Annotated in this window: 15 protein-coding genes; 5 read left to right on the top strand and 10 right to left on the bottom strand. The window is 67.8% G+C overall.

Annotated features, from left to right (window positions below):
- Positions 1-3: 3 nt before the first annotated feature.
- Both ACVWWN_RS14845 and ACVWWN_RS14850 read right to left on the bottom strand, forming a co-directional pair.
- Positions 4-3,738, bottom strand: a complete 3,735-nt coding sequence (locus ACVWWN_RS14845; RefSeq protein WP_457144582.1) for a multifunctional oxoglutarate decarboxylase/oxoglutarate dehydrogenase thiamine pyrophosphate-binding subunit/dihydrolipoyllysine-residue succinyltransferase subunit — start codon at positions 3,736-3,738, stop codon at positions 4-6.
- Between the two features lie 165 nt (positions 3,739-3,903).
- Positions 3,904-4,647 (bottom strand): hypothetical protein, encoded by a 744-nt coding sequence (locus ACVWWN_RS14850; protein ID WP_457144583.1) that lies wholly within the window; start codon positions 4,645-4,647, stop codon positions 3,904-3,906.
- Positions 4,648-4,796: 149 nt separating this feature from the next.
- On the opposite strand from ACVWWN_RS14850, the gene ACVWWN_RS14855 reads away from it, so the two are divergent.
- Together ACVWWN_RS14855 and ACVWWN_RS14860 are read left to right on the top strand one after the other, a co-directional pair.
- Positions 4,797-6,110 carry a multidrug effflux MFS transporter gene (locus ACVWWN_RS14855; RefSeq protein WP_457144584.1) on the top strand — a complete coding sequence of 438 codons (1,314 nt, stop codon included), beginning with the start codon at positions 4,797-4,799 and terminating at the stop codon, positions 6,108-6,110.
- A gap of 91 nt (positions 6,111-6,201) precedes the next feature.
- On the top strand, positions 6,202-8,286 hold the full coding sequence (locus ACVWWN_RS14860) for an MFS transporter (protein WP_457144585.1): 2,085 nt from the start codon (positions 6,202-6,204) through the stop codon (positions 8,284-8,286).
- Here ACVWWN_RS14860 and ACVWWN_RS14865 read toward each other — a convergent pair.
- The 3 genes from ACVWWN_RS14865 to ACVWWN_RS14875 form a co-directional block, all read right to left on the bottom strand.
- Positions 8,283-9,641, bottom strand: a complete 1,359-nt coding sequence (locus tag ACVWWN_RS14865) for an FAD-binding oxidoreductase (RefSeq protein ID WP_457144586.1) — start codon at positions 9,639-9,641, stop codon at positions 8,283-8,285. The two genes, ACVWWN_RS14860 and ACVWWN_RS14865, sit on opposite strands and share 4 nt — an antisense overlap.
- The gene (locus ACVWWN_RS14870) at positions 9,638-13,072 is read right to left on the bottom strand and encodes a TM0106 family RecB-like putative nuclease (protein ID WP_457144587.1); all 3,435 of its coding nucleotides are present in this window, start codon (positions 13,070-13,072) and stop codon (positions 9,638-9,640) included. Before ACVWWN_RS14870 ends, ACVWWN_RS14865 begins: the two co-directional genes overlap by 4 nt.
- 104 nt (positions 13,073-13,176) lie before the next feature.
- On the bottom strand, positions 13,177-13,755 hold the full coding sequence (locus ACVWWN_RS14875; protein WP_457144588.1) for an LppP/LprE family lipoprotein: 579 nt from the start codon (positions 13,753-13,755) through the stop codon (positions 13,177-13,179).
- Between the two features lie 66 nt (positions 13,756-13,821).
- On the opposite strand from ACVWWN_RS14875, the gene ACVWWN_RS14880 reads away from it, so the two are divergent.
- From ACVWWN_RS14880 to ACVWWN_RS14890, 3 genes are read left to right on the top strand one after another with little or no spacing between them, the layout of a single operon-like run.
- Complete coding sequence (locus ACVWWN_RS14880) at positions 13,822-15,522, top strand: DEAD/DEAH box helicase (RefSeq protein WP_457144589.1); 1,701 nt, start codon at positions 13,822-13,824, stop codon at positions 15,520-15,522.
- Positions 15,519-16,661: an acyltransferase family protein gene (locus ACVWWN_RS14885; RefSeq protein ID WP_457144590.1), complete on the top strand. Its 1,143-nt coding sequence runs from the start codon at positions 15,519-15,521 to the stop codon at positions 16,659-16,661. Before ACVWWN_RS14880 ends, ACVWWN_RS14885 begins: the two co-directional genes overlap by 4 nt.
- Positions 16,662-16,680: 19 nt before the next feature.
- Entirely contained in the window at positions 16,681-16,818 is a 138-nt protein-coding gene (locus ACVWWN_RS14890) for a hypothetical protein (RefSeq protein WP_457144591.1), read from the top strand.
- A 9-nt stretch (positions 16,819-16,827) separates the two neighbouring features.
- On the opposite strand, the gene ACVWWN_RS14895 is transcribed toward ACVWWN_RS14890, so the two are convergent.
- The 5 genes from ACVWWN_RS14895 to ACVWWN_RS14915 form a co-directional block, all read right to left on the bottom strand.
- Positions 16,828-17,409, bottom strand: coding sequence for a TetR/AcrR family transcriptional regulator (locus ACVWWN_RS14895; RefSeq protein ID WP_457144592.1), 582 nt, complete (start codon positions 17,407-17,409; stop codon positions 16,828-16,830).
- Positions 17,409-18,650: a cytochrome P450 gene (locus ACVWWN_RS14900; RefSeq protein ID WP_457144593.1), complete on the bottom strand. Its 1,242-nt coding sequence runs from the start codon at positions 18,648-18,650 to the stop codon at positions 17,409-17,411. The genes ACVWWN_RS14895 and ACVWWN_RS14900 overlap by 1 nt, the downstream gene beginning before the upstream one ends.
- Before the next feature lie 70 nt (positions 18,651-18,720).
- Positions 18,721-18,882 carry a hypothetical protein gene (locus ACVWWN_RS14905; RefSeq protein ID WP_457144594.1) on the bottom strand — a complete coding sequence of 54 codons (162 nt, stop codon included), beginning with the start codon at positions 18,880-18,882 and terminating at the stop codon, positions 18,721-18,723.
- A 147-nt stretch (positions 18,883-19,029) separates the two neighbouring features.
- Positions 19,030-19,164 (bottom strand): hypothetical protein, encoded by a 135-nt coding sequence (locus ACVWWN_RS14910; RefSeq protein WP_457144595.1) that lies wholly within the window; start codon positions 19,162-19,164, stop codon positions 19,030-19,032.
- 15 nt (positions 19,165-19,179) lie between these two features.
- A complete protein-coding gene (locus ACVWWN_RS14915; RefSeq protein ID WP_457144596.1) occupies positions 19,180-21,798 on the bottom strand; it encodes a LuxR C-terminal-related transcriptional regulator in 2,619 nt (872 codons plus the stop codon).
- Positions 21,799-21,801 lie beyond the last annotated feature (3 nt).

The following is a 21,801-nucleotide window of genomic DNA, read 5'->3' on the forward strand; positions in this document are numbered from 1 at the left end:
AGGCTACTGGCCGAACGCCTCGTCGAGTATCTCCTGCTGTTCGACCGCATGCACCTTCGAGGAACCCGACGACGGCGCCGACATGGCGCGGCGCGAAATCCGCTTGATGCCGGTCAGCTCGGGCAATGCCTCGGGCAGCGTCAGACCCATCGTGGGCCATGCGCCCTGGTTGGCCGGCTCCTCCTGCACCCAGAAGAACTGTTCGACGCTCGGATACTGGTCCAGCGTTGCGGCCAGCCGTCGTCTCGGCAGCGGCGCGAGTTGCTCGACGCGCACGATCGCCACGTCCGCGCGCTGCTCCTTGGCCTTGCGGGCCGCCAGCTCCCAGTAGATCTTGCCGCTGGTCAGCAGGATCCGCTTGACCTTGCCGCGGTCTCCGTCGCCGTCGGTGTAGGTCTGCTCCTCGATGACCGACTGGAACTTCTTCTCGGTGAATTCGCGGATGTCGCTGACGGCCGCCTTGTTGCGCAACATCGATTTCGGGGTGAACACGATGAGCGGGCGGTGAATCCCATCCAGCGCATGGCGGCGCAGCAGATGGAAGTAGTTCGCCGGCGTCGACGGCATCGCGATGGTCATCGAACCTTCGGCCCACAGCAGCAGGAACCGCTCGATGCGTCCGGACGTGTGGTCGGGACCCTGACCCTCGTGACCGTGCGGCAGCAGCAGCACCACGTCGGAGAGTTGACCCCATTTGGCCTCGCCGGACGAGATGAACTCGTCGATGATCGACTGGGCACCGTTGACGAAGTCGCCGAACTGGGCCTCCCACAACACAAGTGCCTCGGGATCGCCGACCGAATAGCCGTACTCGAAGCCCACCGCGGCGAACTCCGACAGCGCGGAGTCGTACACCATCAACTTGCCGCCGGTCGGCGTGCCGTCCTTGTTCACGGTGAGCAGCTGTAGCGGCGTGAACTCGGCACCGGTCTTGCGGTCGATGATCACCGAGTGCCGCTGCGTGAACGTGCCGCGGCGGGTGTCCTGACCGGACAGCCGGACCGTCTTGCCCTCGGCGATCAGCGATCCGAGTGCGAGCAGTTCGGCGAACGCCCAGTCGACCTTGCCCTCGTAGGCCATCTCCCGGCGCTTCTCCAGCACGGGTCTGACGCGCGGATGCACCGTGAAGTCTTCCGGGAAAGCCAAGTGGGCATCGCCGATTCGGGCCAGCAGCGACTTGTCGACCGCAGTGTTCATTCCCGCGGGCACCATCTGGTCGGCCTCCACCGACTCGCTCGGCTCGATCTCGTGCTTCTCCAGTTCGCGCACCTCGTTGAACACGCGCTCCAGTTGGCCCTGGTAGTCGCGCAGCGCGTCCTCGGCCTCTTTCATCGAGATGTCACCACGGCCGATCAGCGCCTCGGTGTAGGTCTTGCGGACTCCGCGCTTGAGGTCGATGGCGTCGTACATCGCGGGCTGCGTCATCGACGGGTCGTCGCCCTCGTTGTGCCCGCGCCTGCGGTAGCACAGCATGTCGATGACGACGTCCTTCTTGAACTGCTGCCTGAAGTCCATGGCCAACCGCGCCACCCACGCCGCGGCCTCCGGGTCGTCGCCGTTCACGTGGAAGATGGGCGCACCGATCATCTTCGCGACGTCGGTGCAGTACTCCGACGACTTTGCGTCGGAAGGCGATGTGGTGAAACCGATCTGGTTGTTGACGATGATGTGGATCGTGCCGCCGGTGCGGTAACCGCGCAGCAGCGCCAGGTTCAGCGTCTCGGCCACCACACCCTGACCGGCGAAGGCGGCGTCACCGTGCAGCATCAACGGCACCACGGTGAAACCGTCGGGACCGTCGCCCTTGTCCAACAGATCCTGCTTGGCCCGGACCAAACCCTCCAGCACCGGGTCGACGGCCTCCAGGTGGCTCGGGTTCGCCACCAGCGACACCTGGATGTCGTTCTCGCCGAACATCTGGATGTAGTTACCGGTGGCGCCGAGGTGATACTTGACGTCGCCGGAGCCGTGCGCCTGCGACGGGTTCAGGTTGCCCTCGAACTCGCTGAAGATCTGCGAGTACGGCTTGCCGACGATGTTGGCCAGCACGTTGAGCCGGCCGCGGTGCGGCATGCCGACCACGACCTCGTCCAGCGCGTGTTCGGCGGCCTGGTCGATCGCGGCGTCCATCAGTGGGATGACGGTCTCCGCGCCTTCAAGTGAGAACCGTTTCTGCCCAACGTATTTGGTCTGCAGGAACGTCTCGAACGCCTCGGCGGCGTTGAGCTTGGACAGGATGTACTTCTGTTCCGCGACGGTCGGCTTCTCGTGCTTTACCTCGACGCGTTCCTGAATCCATTGCTGCTGTTCGGGTTCCAGGATGTGCGTGTACTCCACGCCGACGTGGCGGCAGTAGGAGTCGCGAAGAAGTCCGAGCACATCACGAAGCTTCCTGTACTCGGCGCCGGCGAAGCCGTTGACCTTGAACTCCCGGTCCAGGTCCCACAGGGTCAGCCCGTGGCTCAGCACGTCCAGATCGGGGTGGCTGCGGAAGCGGTTCTTGTCCAGCCGCAGCGGGTCGATGTCGGCCATCAGGTGGCCGCGGTTGCGGTAGGCGGCGATCAACTCGATGACGCGACCGTTCTTGTCCTCGATCGAGTCGGGGTTGTCGATGCGCCAGCGCACCGGCTCGTACGGGATGCCCAACTCGCGGAAGATCTCGTCGAAGAAGTCGTCCGACAGCAGCAATTCGTGGACGGTCCGCAGGAAGTCGCCGGACTCCGCGCCCTGGATGATGCGGTGGTCGTAGGTCGAGGTGAAGGTGACCAGCTTGCCGATGCCCAACTCCGCGATGCGCTCCGGACTCGCGCCCTGGAACTCGGCGGGGTACTCCATCGCGCCGACGCCGATGATCGCGCCCTGGCCGCGCATCAGTCGCGGCACCGAGTGCACGGTGCCGATGGTTCCGGGGTTGGTCAGCGAGATCGTCACGCCGCTGAAGTCCTCGGCGGTCAGCTTGCCGTCGCGCGCGCGCCGGACGATGTCCTCGTAGGCGGCGATGAATTGACCGAACTGCATGTTTTCGGTCTTCTTGATGCCCGCCACCACGAGTTGGCGATTGCCGTCCTTGCCCTGCAGGTCGATGGCCAGTCCGAGGTTCACGTGTTCGGGGGTGATCGCGTTCGGCTTGCCGTCCACCTCGGCGAAATGGCGGTTCATGTTGGGGAACCGCTTGACCGCCTGCACCAGCGCATAGCCGATCAGGTGGGTGAAGGAGATCTTGCCGCCGCGCGTGCGCTTGAGGTGATTGTTGATGACGATCCGGTTGTCGATCATCAGCTTCGCCGGGATCGCACGCACGCTGGTCGCCGTCGGCACCTCCAGCGACGCCGACATGTTCTTCACCACCGCCGCGGCGGCGCCGCGCAGCACCTGAACCTCGTCGCCGTCCGCCGTGGCGGGGGCCGCCACCTTCGGCTTGGCAGGCGCCTTCTCCGGTTTGTCCGTCTTCTCGACGGGTGCGGCTGTCGCCTGCGGTGCCGACTTCGTGGGGGCGACCCCGTTACTGCCGGCCGCCTCGGGCGGCGGAGCGGGCGCCGGCTCCGGCGGGGCGGTAGGCGCGCTGGACGGTCTTCCGTTGCCTGCGGTGGATTGTGCTTCGGCGGGCGGTTCTGGCGAGTAGTCGACCAAGAATTCATGCCAACTCGGGTCGACCGAGGAGGGATCCTCGCGGAACTTGCGGTACATCTCTTCGACCAACCACTCGTTCTGACCGAATGGTGAAGGTGAACTGCTCACGGCAGCTACTCGCCTCGATTCATCTGTCGGGCGAGCGTGCGCGACGACGCTCGCCACTTTGGTTTTCGCAGCGTCCACGGTGACCCGCTTCCGCCGCCTAAAGGCTAACGCTTCCGGCGTCGGCCGAACCACGCGAACGGCAGTTAAGGGCCGATCGCGCGTTGGCTACGATCGCGGCGGCGGCAGCACGTGCAGCGACGCGGGCCACCGGGGCGGCGGGTTGCCGAACGCCTTGCGGGCGTTGTCCACGATCCGCTTGCCCATCATCCGGTTGCCCACCCCGCCGACCACCGCGCCGATGCCGACCGGCAGCAGCTTGCCGAACGCGATCGCTCCGCGCTTGAGTGTGTAGCGCTTGACGAAGTACTTCAGCAGCCGCGAGTTGAGTTGTGACACCGCGGGAAGCGGCAGCGTCGCCGCTCCGTCGGACAGCCAGGCACCGCTGGTGCGGCGCGGCCCGATCAGATCGGCGACCGCGTGCTTGCTCTCCTCGCCGACCAGCACCGCGAGCACCAGCGCGCGACGGCGCTCCCGGTGATCGGCCGGAATGCCGTACGCCTCGGCCACGGCCAGCACATGGACGGCCGTCGCCTCCAGGAACACCACCGTCTCGCCGGCGACCGCGGACATCGCGGCCAGCGTCCCGACCCCGGGGAACGCCGCGGCCGAGCCGACAGCGGCGCCGCTGGCCATCACCGCGGCCAGGTAGTGCTTCTCGAGCTTCTTGACGATCTCGGCGGGCGTCGCGTCCGGGCTGTGGGCGCGCAACCGGCCGACGTAGGCCCTGATCGCGGGCTCTTGGACGCGGGAGCCGCGCTCGATGATCTGCGACAGCACCTTCGCGGCGGCACCCGCATCTTCATCGGTGGTAGCGGGCAGCTGGTTCTTGGCGCTTGACCGAGCACTCATGTGCGGTCCCCCTCAATGCTTTCGCAGCCGATCTTCCAGGCTAACGCTTGTCCAACGTACGCGGACGCACCGCCGGTGCCCGAACGTGACTGCAGTCACTGTCTGTGAGCTGGGGAAGAAAATTTTGATATGCGGTGCTAACCATCTTCGTGGCAACATCGGCTGACGTGGACGCGAGAGGTATCGAATCCGTGACTGTGAACCGGGACGCGGCTGGCCGAAGCCAGGTCCGGATGATCGTCATCCTGGGCGCATTGGTCGCGCTCGGTCCGCTCACGATCGACATGTACCTTCCCGCGCTGCCCAGGATCGCCGACGAACTCCGGGTGTCGTCCTCGGTGGCGCAGCTAACGCTGACGGGCACGCTGGCCGGGCTGGCGCTGGGCCAGCTGATCGTCGGGCCGCTGTCGGATTCGCTCGGCCGCCGTAGGCCGTTGATGGCAGGTGTCGTGCTGCACATGCTGGCGTCGGCGCTGTGCCTGTTCGCGCCCGACATCGCGGTGCTGGGCGTGGCGCGCGCATTGCAGGGGGTGGGCGCCGCCGCGGCAATGGTGGTGGCGATAGCCGTGGTCGGCGACCTCTACGCCGAATCGGTCGCGGCGACGATGATGTCACGGTTGATGCTGGTGCTGGGGGTCGCCCCCGTGGTGGCTCCCTCGCTTGGCGCCGCGGTGTTGCTGAAGGCCTCCTGGCACTGGGTGTTCGCCGTGCTGGTCGTGCTGGCGGGCGCCCTGCTGCTGCTGGCGGCAATGGCGCTGCCCGAGACGCTGCCCCCGTCACACCGGCGCCCGCTGAAGGTGCGCAGCATCGCGGTCACTTACGTCGAGGTGCTGAGCGACGCGCGTTTCGTCATTCTGGTGTTCGTCGCTGCGCTGGGGATGTCCGGGCTGTTCGCCTACATCGCGGGCGCCCCTTTCGTGCTGCAGGGCCGTTACGGACTCGACCAGCAGGCCTTCGCCCTGGTGTTCGGCGCAGGCGCGGTGGCGTTGATCGGTGCGACGCAGTTCAACGTGGTGTTGCTGCGCCGCTTCTCGCCCCAGGTCATCACGGTGTGGGCGCTGGTGGCGGCGGCGCTGGCCGGGGCCGCGTTCGTCGGCCTGTCCACCACCCACGCCGGCGGGCTGGCGGGCTTCGTGGTGCCCGTGTGGGGCATCCTCGCCGCCATGGGCCTGGTCATTCCGAACGCACCTGCGGTGGCGCTGGCCCGCCACCCCGACGCCGCGGGCACTGCCGCCTCGCTGCTGGGCGCCGCTCAATTCGGCCTCGGCGCGGCGGTGGCGCCGCTGGTCGGGGCGCTCGGCAACGACGAGGTAGCGTTGTCGCTGGTGATGATGGCCGGCATGGTGATCGCGCTGCTGGCGTTAGCCCCCACACTGCGCGGGGAGTACTCCCGGGCGGTGAGAGCGCCGGCCAACGCACCCGGTGGCGACGTCAGCGGTGACGCCGTCGCCGAGCCCGCCTGACGTATGTCACGGGCGTGACCCCGACTTGTCGGGATACGCCCAACGTCCGTAGCGTCGGCTGAATCGTCATTCCTCATCTAGTCGGTTCGAGATGTTCCCAACGCTGACCAACCGGCAGGAAAGCCGCGCTCGACGGGTGCGGCTCAAAGCCGTCGGAACAGCGGACAATCCATGGCGGGCCCTGTGGGCAATGATGGTCGGCTTCTTCATGATCCTGGTCGACGCGACCATCGTGGCCGTCGCCAATCCGTCCATCATGGACAAGCTGGGCGCCGGCTACGACGCCGTGATCTGGGTGACGAGCGCCTATCTGCTCGCGTACGCCGTGCCGCTGTTGGTGGCCGGGCGACTCGGTGACCGGTACGGCCCGAAAAATCTCTATTTGCTGGGGCTGACGGTGTTCACCGCCGCCTCGTTGTGGTGCGGCCTGTCCGGCAGCATCGAGACGCTGGTCGCCGCCCGCGTCGTGCAGGGCATCGGTGCCGCCCTGCTCACGCCGCAGACGTTGTCGACCATCACCCGCATCTTCCCGGCCGACCGTCGCGGTGTTGCGATGAGTGTGTGGGGGGCGACTGCGGGCGTGGCGACGTTGGTCGGCCCGCTGGCCGGCGGCGTGCTGGTGGACAGCCTGGGCTGGCAGTGGATCTTCATCGTCAACGTCCCGGTCGGCATCGTCGGCCTGGGCCTGGCGGTCTGGCTGATTCCCGCGCTGCCGACGCAGAAGCACCGCTTCGACGTGCTCGGCGTGCTGCTGTCGGGCCTCGCCATGTTCCTGATCGTCTTCGCCCTGCAGGAAGGGCAGGCGCACGACTGGGCGCCATGGATATGGGGCACCATCGCGGCCGGCATCGGATTCATGGCGGCGTTCCTCTACTGGCAGTCGGTGAACCGCAACGAGCCGCTCATCCCGCTCGGGATCTTCCGCGATCGCGACTTCTCGATGTCGAACCTCGGCGTCGCGACCATCGGCTTCGTGGTGACGGCCATGATCCTGCCGGTGATGTTCTACGCCCAGGTGGTCTGCGGGCTGTCGCCGACCCGCGCCGCGCTGCTGACCGCCCCGATGGCCATCGCGACCGGCGTGCTGGCGCCGTTCGTCGGCAAGATCGTCGACCGCTCCCACCCCCGGCCGGTCATCGGTTTCGGTTTCTCGGTGCTGGCGATCAGCCTGACCTGGCTGTCGGTCGAGATGACGCCGGCGACGCCGATCTGGCGGCTCCTGCTGCCCCTGACCGCGATGGGCATCGCTTCGGCCTTCATCTGGTCGCCGCTGGCCGCGACGGCCACCCGCAACCTGCCACTGCAGCAGGCCGGCGCCGGCTCCGGTGTGTACAACGCCACCCGACAGGTGGGTTCGGTGCTGGGTAGTGCCGGGATGGCCGCGTTCATGACGTCGCGGATCGGCGCCGAGTTGCCGCCCATGCCGGCCGGGGCGACGCAGGGCGAAGGCGGCGGAGGCTCCGTGGTCGCGCTGCCGGCCTTCCTGCACGAACCGTTCGCCGCGGCCATGTCGCAGGCCCTGCTGCTGCCTGCCTTCATCGCGTTGTTCGGGGTGATCGGCGCGTTGTTCATGCTCGGCTTCCCCACTGCCCGGCCGGCCCCCCTCGACGGCGGAGTCGACGACGATGTGGCAGACGCGGATCGTCTCGCCGGTTACGCGGTCGACTACGGCGGAGAGGAGACATTCGTTGACGACGACGAGTACCTCGAATACACGGTGTCGTGGGACGACGACGACGAACCCGAACCACGCCGCCCGCAGGCGCCGGCCATCGACCGGTTCGACGAAACCGTCACCGAGCCGATGCGATCGCGTACCGACCATCTGCTTCCTGCGCCGGGCACGACCTGGCACTGGTCGCCTGAAGACGAGCCGACCGAACGGATACCGAAGGTGACAGCGAAGCCGGTGCCCGAAGTCAGCCAGGCGTCGCCGGTCCAGTCGCCAGTCGAGCCGGTCGGCTTCGCGCACAACGGTTTCCACGTCGACGAGGAGGAACGGTTCCAGCCTCTGGGCCGCCCCGAGAAAGCCCACGAACGTCCCGCCCGGCACCATCGGTCCGACGAGGAACCCGAGCGCCGGCCGTCTTGGTTCCAGGCCGACGGCAGGCATTCGCGGGTCGATCCTGACGAGACGTCAAGTCGCGGCAGGCATTCCATGCCGGGCCGCGATTAGCCGAACAGCACGCCGGCGTTGAGGTAGCCCTCGGGATCGAACGCCGCCTTCACGGCCCGCATCGCCGCGATGTCGGCATCGGTACGTGACATCGAGACGTAATCGCGCTTGCGCGTGCCGACTCCGTGTTCGGAGCTGACGTTGCCGCCGCAGCGCGCGATCAGCTCCATCATCGCCGTGTAGAGCGCCTGCTCGCGTTCAGCGTCGAGCGCGCACCGCACCAGGTTCAGGTGCAGATTGCCTTCACCGATATGGCCGAACAACACCGGGATGGCGTCGGGGGCGTGCGCGGCGACCAGTTCCACCGACTCGGCGGCGAAGTCCGCGATCGCCGACAGCGGCAGCGACACATCGAATTTGAGCAGTGGGCCGTGCACGCCGAGCACGTCGGCGACCGCCTCGCGGACCTGCCACAGCCGCTGCTGGGCATTGACGTCGACGCCGACCGCGGGCTCGGCGGCCAGCTCGGCGTTCTCCAGCTCGTCGGCCAGCCGCTCCGTTTGATCGCTGTCGCCGACCAATTCGATGAGCAGCTGCCAGGCCCCGTCGACCGGCGCCGCGACGCCAACGTGTCGGGCGGTCAGCGCGCTCACCCGCGCGTCGATCAATTCCAGTGCGGCGACGCCGTCCATGTCCCGAAACCGGCGGCCGGTCTCGACAAGGGAAGCCAGCTCGGTGAACCCGCAGATCGCCGTCACGCGGTGGGTGGGAACGGGATGCAGCCGCAGGTCCAGCCCGGTGATCACGCCCAGCGTGCCCTCGGCGCCGATGAACAGCGACGTGAGGTCGTATCCCGTGTTGTCCATGCGCACCCGGCTGTGCCGGTGCACCACCGAGCCGTCGGGCAGCGCGACGTCCACACCGATGACCTGTTCGCCCATGTTCCCGTACCGGACGGTGCGTAACCCGCCCGCGTTCGTCGACGCCATGCCACCGACGGTCGCCGAGTCGCGAGCGGCGAGATCGACGCCAAACACCAGCCCGGCTGCCGTCGCAGCGCGCTGCACCGCGGCCAGCGGCACGCCGGCGCCGGCGTGGATGCGCCGCTCGACGGTGTCGACTTCGCCGATCCCGCGCAGCCGCTCGGTGGACAGCAGGACGTCGTCGTGTTCGGGGACGGTCCCGGCGACCAGAGAGGTGCGGCCACCCTGCACGGTGACATGGGCGCCCGCGTCGCGGCAGGTGCGCAGCACGGCGGCGACCTCGTCGGCATCAGCGGGCCTGACGAGCGCGCTGGCGTGCCCGCGGTAGCGGCCCGTGTGGTCGGCGCTGCGGCCGTCCAGCACGTCGCGATCGGTGCTCAGGTGAGCGGCTCCGACGATCCGAGCGAGCCGTTCAGCGAGCGTTTCGGTCATTGCGACGGTGTATCACACCGGCTGGTCGGCTCGTCTGAGCCGGTGAGCGACAGAAACGCACCCAGTTCCACCAGACGGTCCGGGGTGGCGGGCAGGTAGTCGGTCAGCAGCGCCGAACGCACGATGAACGCGGCGTATTTGGCCCTGCTCACGGCCACGTTGAGTCGATTTCTGTTGAACAGGAACGAGATCCCGCGCGGCACCTCGTCCGCGGACGACGCCGTCATCGAGACGAAGACCACCGGCGCCTGCCTGCCCTGGAACTTGTCCACGGTGCCCACCTCGACGTCGGCGAGCCCCGCGGCGTCGAGGCGGCGCCGCAGCGTCACCACCTGGGCGTTGTACGGCGTCACCACGAGAACGTGTCCCTGTGCCAGCGCGGTGGTGCCGGTTTCGTCGGTCCACGGGGCGCCGAGCAGGCGGCGGATCTCCGCGACGATCGCGTCGGCCTCCTCGGGGCTGTCGGTGGAGTTTCCGTTGTGCGCGACGGTCAGCAACCGGACGCCGGGAGCCACCCCGGCGAGGCGACGCGCGGCGCTGACACTCTCCTGAGAACGCAGCCGCCCGTCGTAAGACAGCCGCGAGACCGGTCCACACACCGCGGGATGCATCCGGTAGGAGTACTCGAGGAAGTAGCCGCGCTCGGCGGGCAACGTGTGGTGTCCGTCGACCAGCCAGCCCAACGCGGACTCGTTCACCGGTTCGGGATGCGTGCCCTGGCTGACCTGTGGCAGCTGCTGCGGGTCGCCGAGCAGCATCAGGTTCCTGGCCGACGGTGCCACGGCGATGGTGTTGGCCAGGCTGTACTGGCCGGCCTCCTCGACCACGAGCAGGTCCAGCGCCAGCCGCGGGACACGATTGGAGTTGGCGAAGTCCCATGCGGTGCCACCGACCACACAGCCCGCGGCTTCGGTGATGAACGCGCCGTAGTCCTTCTCGTCGAGGTCGCGCCACTTCGCGCCGGCGCTCTTCTTCTTACCGACCCGGTTCGTGTCGACGCCCGCGTCGATGACGCATCCGAGCAGGTTCTCGATGACGGCGTGCGACTGTGCGACCACCCCGACACGCCACCCGTGCCGGTTGACGAGTTGCTCGACGACGACCGCGGACGTGAACGTCTTGCCGGTGCCGGGAGGGCCGTGCACGGCGAGGTAGGACGAGTCGAGGTCGAGCAGTGCGGCGGTGATGTCATCGGCGACGACGCCGGTGCACGGGAGGGGTCGGCCGCTGACGGTGCGGGGTGCGCGGCGTAGGAGGATGTCGGTGACCGCGTCGGCGGGCAGGTTGGGCAGGCCCGCCGCGACGAGCGCCGCGGTGTCGGCAATCGAATCCTGCAGCGCTCTGGTGGGAATCGGAGAACCCGGGGTCAGGGCGAACGGCAGCTGGTCGAAGACGTCTCCGTCCTTGGGCTGGCGCTCCAGAATGACCACCTCGGTGGGCGCCTCGGGGTTGTCGCAGTCGATCACCGTCGCCGCACCGAACCCGCGCCGGTCCGGATCGTCGGCCAGGGCGGCGGGCGCGGGCGGGTCGTACAGCGCATACATCTCGGTGCCCAGTTCGCCGTTGGCGATCTCGCCGATCAGCCGCACGCGCCGCTGGGGCTTGCGTGCCCTCGCTGGCTGATGCCAGTCGTTGACGATCTCGGCGCGCTCGGCGATGAAAACGTCGCTGTTGTCCGCCCATTCGTCGACGGGATTGTTGACCCGGTCGAAATGGCCCCACCAGAACGGTTTGTCCTCGCGCTTGTGATAACCCCTGGCAGCCGCCACCATTGCCACGGCCTGCTGCTCGGCGGTGCGTTCCTCGACACCATCGCCGGCGAACTTCAGCAGCCTGCGTTCCAGGCTGTCACTCGGTTCGGCCGGGACCTCGGCCGCCACCGGTTGGGGGCCGCGCGGCGGTACGCCGGATTCGATGGCGCGTGCCATCATCCAGTCGCGCAGCCGCCGCGTCGATCGGCAGTCGTAGACGTTGTAGTCCTCGATCTCCTTGAGCACCGATGCCGCCTCGTCGGCCCGGCCCTCGTCGCGCAGCGCGCAGTATCGGGCGTATTGCGTGATGGAGTCGGTCGCCGTGGTCACCTCGCCGCTGCGCAGCTCGTTGCCCATGTAGAGCGGCTCGAGCGACTTGATGCTGTAATTTTCGGTGCCGACGCGAATGCTCTTGCGTACCAATGGATAGAGGTCGACGAGAATACCGTTGCGGAGCAGGTCGTCGACGTCGGTCTCGCCGACACCGTAGCGGCCGGCCAGCCGCAGCAGGGTGCTCTTCTCGTAGGCCGCGTAGTGGTAGATGTGCATGCCGGGGTAGCGCCGCAACCGCTTGCGCACCATGGCCAGGAAGTCGACCAGCGCCTGGCGTTCGCCGGCCCGGTCATGCGCCCAGTAGGGGGTGAACTCATCGGCCACGGTCAGCACGCCCCACAGGTACTCCAGGCCCCACTCCCGGCCGTCGACGGTCCACAGCGGATCGCCTTCGAAGTCGAAGAACAGGTCGCCCTTGTCGACGTCGGGCAGCACCATCAGCGGCTGCGCGTCGACCACCTCGTAGGGCGGCTTGCCGTCGACGCGCTCGGCGACCTGCAGCCGGGCCTGCGCCGCCAGCGTCTTCACCGTGCGGGCGGACAGCTCGTCCACCGGGCCGGTGTGGCCGGCCAGCTCGTGCACGGTGGTGATGTCGGCGTCGATCAGCCGGGCACGCTGACTGACCCGCATGCCCGCGACGAGCAGAAGGTCGTCGTGCGCGCGCACCTGCAGCGTGCATTCGGGGCAGCGGAAGCACGCCCGCACCTGCTCGTCGTCCCACGACACGGGCTCGCCACCGGCGAGGTGCCGATCCAGCAGCACCTGCAGTTCGGCACGACGCGGGCGGTAGACCGGCAGCAATTCGTCGACCCGGTAGCTCGCTGTCGCCCCGTCGCCGAGCACCAGGTCGACCTCCTGGGCCACCGGCACCCCGGCCACGGCGAGAGTCTCGGCATAGGCGGCGAGTTGCAGCAGCACCTCGACCTTGACCGACCGCGCGAGCTTGGTATCGCGCAGCCGGTACTGTTCGCCGTCGAAGATCAGGAAGTCGGCGAAGCCGACGAACCGGCCGTCGAACATCGCGGCCTGATAGATCACCGGTGCCTGGCGCTCGACGGCCTGCAGCGTGGCCCCGGCCGCGGCGGTCAGCCCCGCGACGCTGTACGACGGTCGGCCGATGACCGCCACGTCCGCCGTCGCCCGTAGCTCGTCGAGGTGTCGTTGTTCGTGTTCGCCGCCGAGTTGGGCCGTGCGCGCGAGGAGCTCGTCGTCGGACGCGACGGCGGGGCCGCGGCCGAGTTGCGCATCGAATGCCCGCAGCAGCGCGTACTCGCAGCGGGCGGCCGCGGCGAGGTCTGATGCGCTGTAGATGACGCGCTCGTCGGCCCCCTCAGATGCCAGGAACACGAGCCCACTGTATGTGAGCCGGCCGACACCTGATCCCGCCGAAACTGCGCACAGATCGCCTTCCGGCCTGTGACCGGGATCTCTACGCAGTCTCGGCGAGGATGTCAGCCGGGCGTGTTGCCGATCAGCTCGACACCGTTGCCGTTCCAGCGGAACCTCACCACGTTGTCGAGGCCCTGGATGCCGCCGGAGTACTTGAGCGCCACGGTGTCGCCGGTGGTTGCCGAGTTGTCAATGCCGTTGAATCCGTAGGTGTCCGGCACGCCGGTGGGGATGAACTTGCCGAGGTGGAACATCACCGCGCGGGTGTTCGGGTTGTCAGAGTTCGTGTTGGCCTTGACGATCACCGCCGACAACTGCGCGCATTCGTTGTAGTTCCCCGCCAGCGGCTCGGCGCTCCATCCCTGGTTACTTCGCGGATCGCGAGGCAGAGTGGAGACGGCCCTGGCGATCTCGTCCGCGCCGAGGTTGATCGCGCACGGATCGGCCTCGGCGGTCGCGGCCGGCGGCGGGGGAGCGACGGGCGGTGGGGCGGCGGGACGCGGCGTCGCGGGAGCGGCATTGCTGACAGTCGGCTCCGGCGTGAGCGAGGCCGTCGAGTCGCTCGACCCACAGCCGGAAAATGTCAGCGCCGCCGCCGTGATCACGACCGCCCTTTTCACAACTGGGCACCGTACCGGCATCGCGTTGGACGGTCGATCAGGCGCGCGGCGGGTGATCCGGCTTCGAGCCACTAGACTTTGACCCCGATGACCTCCCTGGAACCTGATCCGGCCGGCGCCGAGCTGACCTTCGCCGACCTGCAGATTCACCCTTCGGTGCTGCAGGCGGTCTCCGATGTCGGATATGAGTCGCCGTCCGCCATCCAGGCCGCCACCATCCCGGCGATGCTGAACGGCTCCGACGTCGTCGGTCTGGCCCAGACCGGCACCGGTAAGACCGCCGCCTTCGCGATCCCGATCCTGTCCAAGATCGACCCCGCCAACAAGGCGACACAGGCCCTGGTGCTGGCCCCGACCCGCGAGCTGGCGCTGCAGGTCGCCGAGGCGTTCAGCCGCTACGGCGCCCACCTGCCGCAGATCAAGGTGTTGCCGATCTATGGCGGCTCGTCCTATGGCCCGCAACTGGCGGGTCTGCGGCGCGGCGCCCAGGTGGTCGTCGGTACACCAGGTCGGGTCATCGACCACCTGGAGAAAGGCACCCTCGACCTCACCCACCTGGACTATCTGGTGCTCGACGAGGCCGACGAGATGCTCCAGATGGGCTTCGCCGAAGACGTCGAACGCATCCTGTCCGACACTCCCGAGTACAAGCAGGTGGCGTTGTTCTCTGCCACCATGCCGCCGGCCATCCGCAAGATCACCAAGAAATATCTGCACGACGCGGTCGAGGTGTCGGTCAAGTCGAAAACCGCCACCGCAGAGAATATTACGCAGCGCTACATCCAGGTCTCCGGTCCACGCAAGATGGACGCGCTCACCCGTCTCCTCGAGGTCGAGCCGTTCGACGCGATGATCGTCTTCGTCCGCACCAAGCAGGCCACCGAGGAGGTCGCCGAGAAGCTGCGCGCGCGTGGCCTCGCCGCGGCGGCGATCAACGGCGACATCCCGCAGGCGCAGCGCGAGCGCACCATCGCGGCCCTGAAGGAGGTCGGCCCGGGGGGAATAGACATCCTGGTGGCCACCGATGTGGCCGCTCGCGGGCTGGATGTCGAGCGCATCTCGCACGTTCTGAATTACGACATTCCGCACGACACCGAGTCCTACGTGCACCGGATCGGGCGAACCGGTCGCGCAGGCCGGTCCGGACAGGCCCTCCTGTTCGTCTCGCCGCGGGAGCGGCACATGCTCAAGTCCATCGAAAGGGCAACGCGCCAACAACTCACCGAAGCCGAACTGCCCACCGTCGATCACGTCAACGCGCAGCGCGTAGCCAAGTTCCGGGACTCCATCACCGATGCACTCGGGGCTCCGGGCTTCGAGCTGTTCCGGCGGATGATCGAGGACTACGAGCGCGAGAACGACGTCCCGATGGTGGACATCGCCGCCGCACTGGCGGCGCAGGCGCGTGACGGCGAACAGTTCCTGATGTCCGAACCGCCGCCGGAGAAGCGCCGCCGCGATGATCGACCTGAGCGCTCCGACGGTGGACCCAAGCAGTCGCGCAGAGCGGGGCAGGGCTTCGCGACGTATCGCATCGCGGTGGGTAAGCGGCACAAGGTGAGTCCAGGCGCTATCGTCGGCGCCATCGCCAACGAAGGCGGTCTGAACCGCAGCGATTTCGGGCACATCTCCATCCGGCCCGACCACTCTCTTGTGGAGCTGCCGGCCGAGCTGTCCCGCGAGACCGTGAAAGCCTTGGAGCGCACCCGTATTCAGGGCATGCTGATCAATCTGCAACCGGATCGCCCGCCACGCAAAGGCGGGAAACCCAGCCACAAATCCAAATGACCCTGTCGAAGAACGTCGACGCACAGGGCGGCCTCGAGTCGGTCGCCAAAGTCGAGCGGGTCGCATCGCTCACCGGCATCCGCGCGGTTGCAGCGTTGCTCGTCGTTGCCACCCATGCCGCCTACACCACAGGCAAATACACCCATGGCTACGTCGGGCTGATCTACTCGCGCATGGAGATCGGGGTGCCGATCTTCTTCGTGCTGTCCGGATTCCTGCTGTTCGGCCCTTGGGTGAAGGCCACTGCGTCGGGAAACGCGCCGCCGTCGGTGCGCCGCTACGCCTGGCATCGCGTGCGGCGCATCATGCCGGCCTATGTCGTCACCGTGCTGGTGGCCTATGCCGTGTACCACTTCCGCACCGCGGGCCCGAACCCCGGTCACACGTGGACGGGGTTGTTCCGCAACCTCACGCTCTCGCAGATCTACACCGACAACTACCTGTATTCGTATCTGCACCAAGGACTCACGCAGATGTGGAGCCTGGCGGTGGAGGTCGCGTTCTATGTCGCGCTGCCGTTGCTGTCCTACGTGTTGCTGGGCGCGCTGTGCCGGCGGCGCTGGCGACCTGTGCTGCTGCTGGCCGGTCTGTCGGGCTTGGCGTTGATCACGCCGGCCTGGCTGATCCTGGTGCACACCACCGACTTTCTGCCCGACGGCTCCCGGCTGTGGCTGCCGACGTATCTCGGGTGGTTCATCGGCGGAATGATGCTGGCGGTGCTGCAGCCGATGGGCGTACGGGCATACGCGCTGGTGTGCGTGCCGCTCGCGGTGGCCTGCTACTTCATCGTGTCCACCCCGATCGCGGGCGCGCCGACCACGTCGCCGGCCGAACTCCGCGAAGCACTGTTCAAGGCGGCGTTCTACGCGGTGATCGCCACGTTGGCGGTGGCCCCCCTCGCGCTGGGCGACCACGGCCTGTACGCCAGATTTCTCGCCAGCCGGCCGATGGTCTTCCTCGGCGAGATCTCCTACGAGATCTTCCTGATCCATCTGGTGACCATGGAACTGGTGATGGTGGAGATCGTCCACTTCCCGATCTATACGGGCTCGATGGGAACCCTGTTCGTCGTCACCGTCCTGGTGACGGTTCCACTGGCCTGGCTGTTGCACCGGTTCACCCGCGTCCGCACCGGCTGACGGCCGCGGGCAAAGGGCTATGACGCAAAACTATGGACCGCACGAAAACAAGTTCACCGGACCGATCGACCAGGTGACGATCGAGATCGGCCAGGACAGCCACGACCACCTTGGCACCGCGGAGGATGAGTTCACTATCTCGATGCCGCGCCGATAGAGAAGCCGGTCAGGTCACCTCGCGCGCAGCCGGTATCACCGTCGGGACAACGAACTCCTCGAGCATCGCGCGCTCGTCGTCCTCGCTGGGCCCGGGAATCAGGAACAGTGATGTCATCACCCGCACGAGCCAGCGGGCCCGGTGCGCCACCAGATCGGGCTCATCTGGCCCCAGTGAGATCACGAAGGCCTCCGTCAGCGCCTTGACCACCTCGGATTGATCGGCCATCTCGGCGCCGATGGGACGTTGGGTGGTGGCGAACCACGATGCCAGCGCCGGGCTTTCGCGGACATTGCGCAGCGAGGCCATCATGCCTTCGATGAGGCGTTCCCGCGGATCCACCACCGAATTGATCTGCTCGGTCATCTCGCGGTAGAGCCGGTAGCTCTCCCGGTGCACGTATGCGGTGTACAGCGCGTCGCGATTCTCGAAGTACCGGTACAGCGTCGCACGCGAACACCCTGCGGCCGAGGCGATCTCGTGCATGCCCACGGTGGCGGCCTCTTGGCGTGCGAACAGATCGCCCGCCGCGTCCAGGATGCGGTCGGCGGCCACCTCGGTCCGGCGCGCGGCCAGCCAATCACCGGCCATCAGCGCTTCACCGTGAACGGAACGGAGATGGGACGACGGACGTAGCTGCCGCCGGCCCAGACAATTGCGGACTCATCCACTTCGAAGTCAGGGATCCGTGCCATCAGCTTGGTGAGCGTGACACGCGACTGCATGCGCGCGGCCGCGGCGCCGAGACAGTGGTGCGCGCCGTGGCTGAAGGTCAGGATGTTGCGCGGATTTCGGGTGATGTCCAGTTCGCCTGCGTCGTCGCCGTACTGCCGCTCGTCTCGGTTGCCCGAGCCGTAGAGGAACATCACCCGCCGCCCCTCGGGGATGGTGACGCTGCCGACCGTCACATCGCGAGTCACCGTGCGGCCGAGCATCTGTGCGGGCGACGTCAGCCGCAGGAACTCATCGATGGAATCGGGGATCAGGTCGGGATTGTCGGCCAGCAGTCTGCGTTGGTCGGGCCGCTGGTGCAGCAGCTGGACCGACCCGCCGAGCATGCCGGTCGTGGTGTCGTTGCCGCCGGTCACCATCGTGAAGGTGAACGCGAGAATCGACAGCACGCCCGCGATGTCACCGTCGGCGCCGACGCCCGCTGCCACCAGGTGCGAGACGGTGTCGTCCTCGGGCTCGACGCGGCGGCGTTCGATCAAAGCGGTGAAGTAGGCCATCATCTCGCCGAGCGCCTCGCCCAGTGTGCCCAACGCTCCCGCGACGCCGCCCTCGGAAGTGTTGGCGGCGACGATCGCGTCGGTCCAGCCGTCGAACTGGCTGCGGTCCTCTTCCGGCACGCCGAGGTAATGCGCGACCACCATCGACGGCAGCGGCTTGAACAGTTCGGCGACGATGTCGCCGCCGCCGTTCGCGCGGATGCGCTCGATGCGTTCGATCACGTATTCGCGGACCTTCGGCTCGACCGCCTCCACCTGCCGTGGGGTGAAGCCGCGCGACACCAGCTTGCGGAATTCGGTGTGCACCGGCGGATCCGTCATGACCATCGGCGGGTTGTCGGCCAGCCCGATCAGCTCGAGTTCGCCGTAGTTGACCGTCAGCCCCTGCGCCGACGAAAAGGTCTCGTGGTCGCGTGCCGACGCCCAGATGTCGGCATGCCGGGACATCACGAAGTAGTCGTGATCGGGCCGGTCGTCCGGCACGACGTGATGCACGGGGTCGTGGTCGCGCAGCGCCCGGTACATCGGCCACGGTGTCGCCCAGGTGCCGGCGTCAGCAAGCCGAAAGCGGACCGGTGTGCCATGAGACAAAGTGGCGGTCATGTCTTATGTGTACGACAGGCCACCAGGTCGTGTCAATAGCCGCAGGCGAATCGTTCCACCGACCGTTACGTCAGCCGTGGGTCGGACGGCCAGCTGGGACGTGCTGTCCCACCAGGCGCAGGTGTTCGCGGACGGGGTCGACCCCTTCGTCGAGCCGCTCGTAGATCATTCCGTGGCTCGAGCCGACGCCCTCGACGACGACGAACTCTGCGCCCGGAATGCGTTCAGCCACTGCACGGCTCAGCCGGGGCGGGGGCAGTGCGGCATGGCGAGCGCGGCGCCGGTCACCAGTAGCGGCGGCCGTCGCCGTGCGTTTCGCAGCCCAGGATGTCGCCGTCGGGCAAGGTGAACGTGGGCATGAAAGTTCTCCGTCGCTCGACTACAGGTTCACAGCACACGACGGGTCGGCGAGGTGCAGGCAGCCGCGAGAGCCGGAGTCGGTCCAGATGGCCGCGCCGGGGTTGAGGATGCCCTCCGGGTCGAGCGCCTGCTTGGTCTTGCGATTGAGCTTCATGGCCGCTGCGGCGGCCTACGAGTCCGGCTTGTAATGCTTGAAGAGCGCCACGAGCTCCTCGCGCGTGGTCGTTCCGGTCTTGGTCATCGCCCGGTAGACGTGGCCTTCGACCGTCCGCACGGACAGGCAGAGCCGGTCGGCGATCTGGCGGGTCGACATCCCGGTGGCGATCAGCATCACGATTTCTCGCTCGCGCCCCGTCAACGGCATCGGCTCGGCGACCTGGCAGAGCGCGGGCGTGTTGATGCCGCCGCACTGCTTGGCGAGCGCGTCCGCGTGTGCAGAAGATGTCAGCCGCTTACCGGGCAACTCTCGGTGTCGGTACACCAGGGCGGCGTGTGCGGCGGCGTCCACGGCTGCGACCAGATCGCCGATCTCCTCGAAAGCCGTTGACAACGCGTCTAGTTCAGGTCCATCGCGGTCGCGCAGACTGGCGGCGAAGCGGGCCGCCAGGCCGGCGCGCGGTCCCTCGACGATCGATTGGAGTTCGGCCAGCCGGGACGCACCCGAATGGTCACCGAACTGAACGGCGGTCTGCAGGCACAGGACCTCTGCGGCGAACTGACCGCGGGATCCGCATGTTTGCGCGGCGGACAACATCAATTGGATCGCTTCGCTGACCGCCCCCTGGTTCGCCGCCACCCATGCCTCGGCCAGGCTGCGCTCGTAATCCAACATTCGGTACGTGCGTTGCACCTGGGCGAGCGCCGTGAGTACGGCGGCCGCCTCGGCCGTCGCGCCACGCATGGCGAACGCGGTGGCCAGCGGGATCTGGTAGCGGTATCCCCAACCGAGGGCGAGGCCCGACGCGACCAGTGCAGGCGCCGTCCGCTGCAGTAGCGCGCATGCGGTGTCGAGGCGGCCCGCAGCCAGCTCTGCCCGCCCGGCGACCGCGGCGCCGAGCAGTTCGGCCGCGCCGAACATCTCGGTGGCCTGACGCCGTACGTTCTCGGCCACCGTGAGCGCGTCATCCATCCGGCCGGCCAACAGCAGCGCACTGACATGGGCGTCGGCGATGTTGAATCTCATGTGGGGAGAATCGAAAGCCCGGGACGCCACCGCATATCCCGTGTTGGCGACGGTCTCGGCGTCCGACGTCCGGCCGGCGTCGGAGGTGATGACGGTCAGCGCCCATGAGGTCTCGGCGCCAACGACCGGCGGCAGATCTTCGAGGACAAGGCTTCTCGACGCTTCCAGCGCGGCATCCGGCTGATCCATGGCGAACGAGTAGATCGTCAGAAATGCATCGATCCACGTGCGCGCGCCCGGCGGGGTACTGGTTGCCGCCTCGTCGATGATCTTCTTGGCCCGCGCCGGGTCGCCGAGCGCCCACAAGGCGTTTGAGGCGCGCAGGTAGGCCAGTCGGGCGCGTTCGTCGTCGGTCAGACCGGCGGTCGGCATATGGGCCAGTACCTCGTCGGCCTCCGGTGCGGCGAACAACCACGACAAGGCATGCGCGCGAATGAAATACGCCTCCGCTCCGGCGCCGGCCCGGATCGCCGTCTCCGCGAGCCGCTCGGCCAGCCGCAGATCGCCGAGCCAGATCGCGCCGTTGGCCGCCTTGAGCAGCAGATCCACGTCCGGGCGCAGGTCGGACTCCAGAAGCAGCGTCGCACGCCGCACCTCGGCCCGGATATCGCCCTCACCGGCGGCGGCGAGTTCGGTGGCGACGAGGCCGCGTAGCCGCCGCAGTGTGGTAGCCGGCGCGCGCAGCCTGCGTACCTCACCGTAGAGAGGATGTGCCACACGAACTTCAATGCCGGTCTCCACCTCGTCGACGGTGATGAGGCCGCGGACGTCGGCTTCCTCGATGGCATCGGGATCGACGATCCGCCTCAACACGCTGAGCTCCAGAGGCTCGCCGATCGCGAGAACGTCGATCACGTCGCGGACGGGGGTGGCCAAGGTGCCGAAGCGGGATTCGATGGCTTCGACCAGGCCGTTGGGCATGATCGGGTCGCCGATCCATCGCCACACCCCGGACCGTTGCTCGATCCGCCGGTCGGCGACCTCCTGCTCGACGATGTTGCGCAGATACAGGGCGTTGCCGCGGGTGAGTTTCCACAGCCGGGTGACGACGTCCGGTTCAACGGGTCCGTCCAGCGCGGCGGACAACAGCTCGGCGATCTCGTCGACCGACAACGGCTGGACGTCGAGCCGGTCGAACTGGCCGCCCTTCCATATCTCGTGGACCTCGGCGGGAATCTGTTCGCCGTCGCGCAGGGTCAGTACCACTTTGGCGGCATCGCGTTGGACGATCTGGTGCAGGACGAACGTCGACAGTTCGTCCAGCAGCTGCACATCGTCGACGCCGAGGATGACCGTCCTGCCCGGCGGCGCCGCGGTGACCGATTCGATCACGTCGCGCACCAGTTGCAGCCGGTCACCACCGGTGGACGTGGCCCACGGGGCGAACGCCCCCAGCGGGACCTTGCGAGCCGACGTCGTCCCCACTGCCCAGCGCGATTCGCATCCGCGCGACGAAGCCGCGGACACCGCCTCTCGGGCGATCCGGCTTTTGCCCACCCCCGCGGCCCCGCACACCAGAATTCCCGACAGATCGGGCGCCGACAGGGCGGCCTCGATGGTTCGCTTCTCCTCGAGACGACCGGTCAGTGGCCACGTCAACCGCACCGG

Source organism: Mycobacterium sp. URHB0021, from assembly GCF_054057895.1.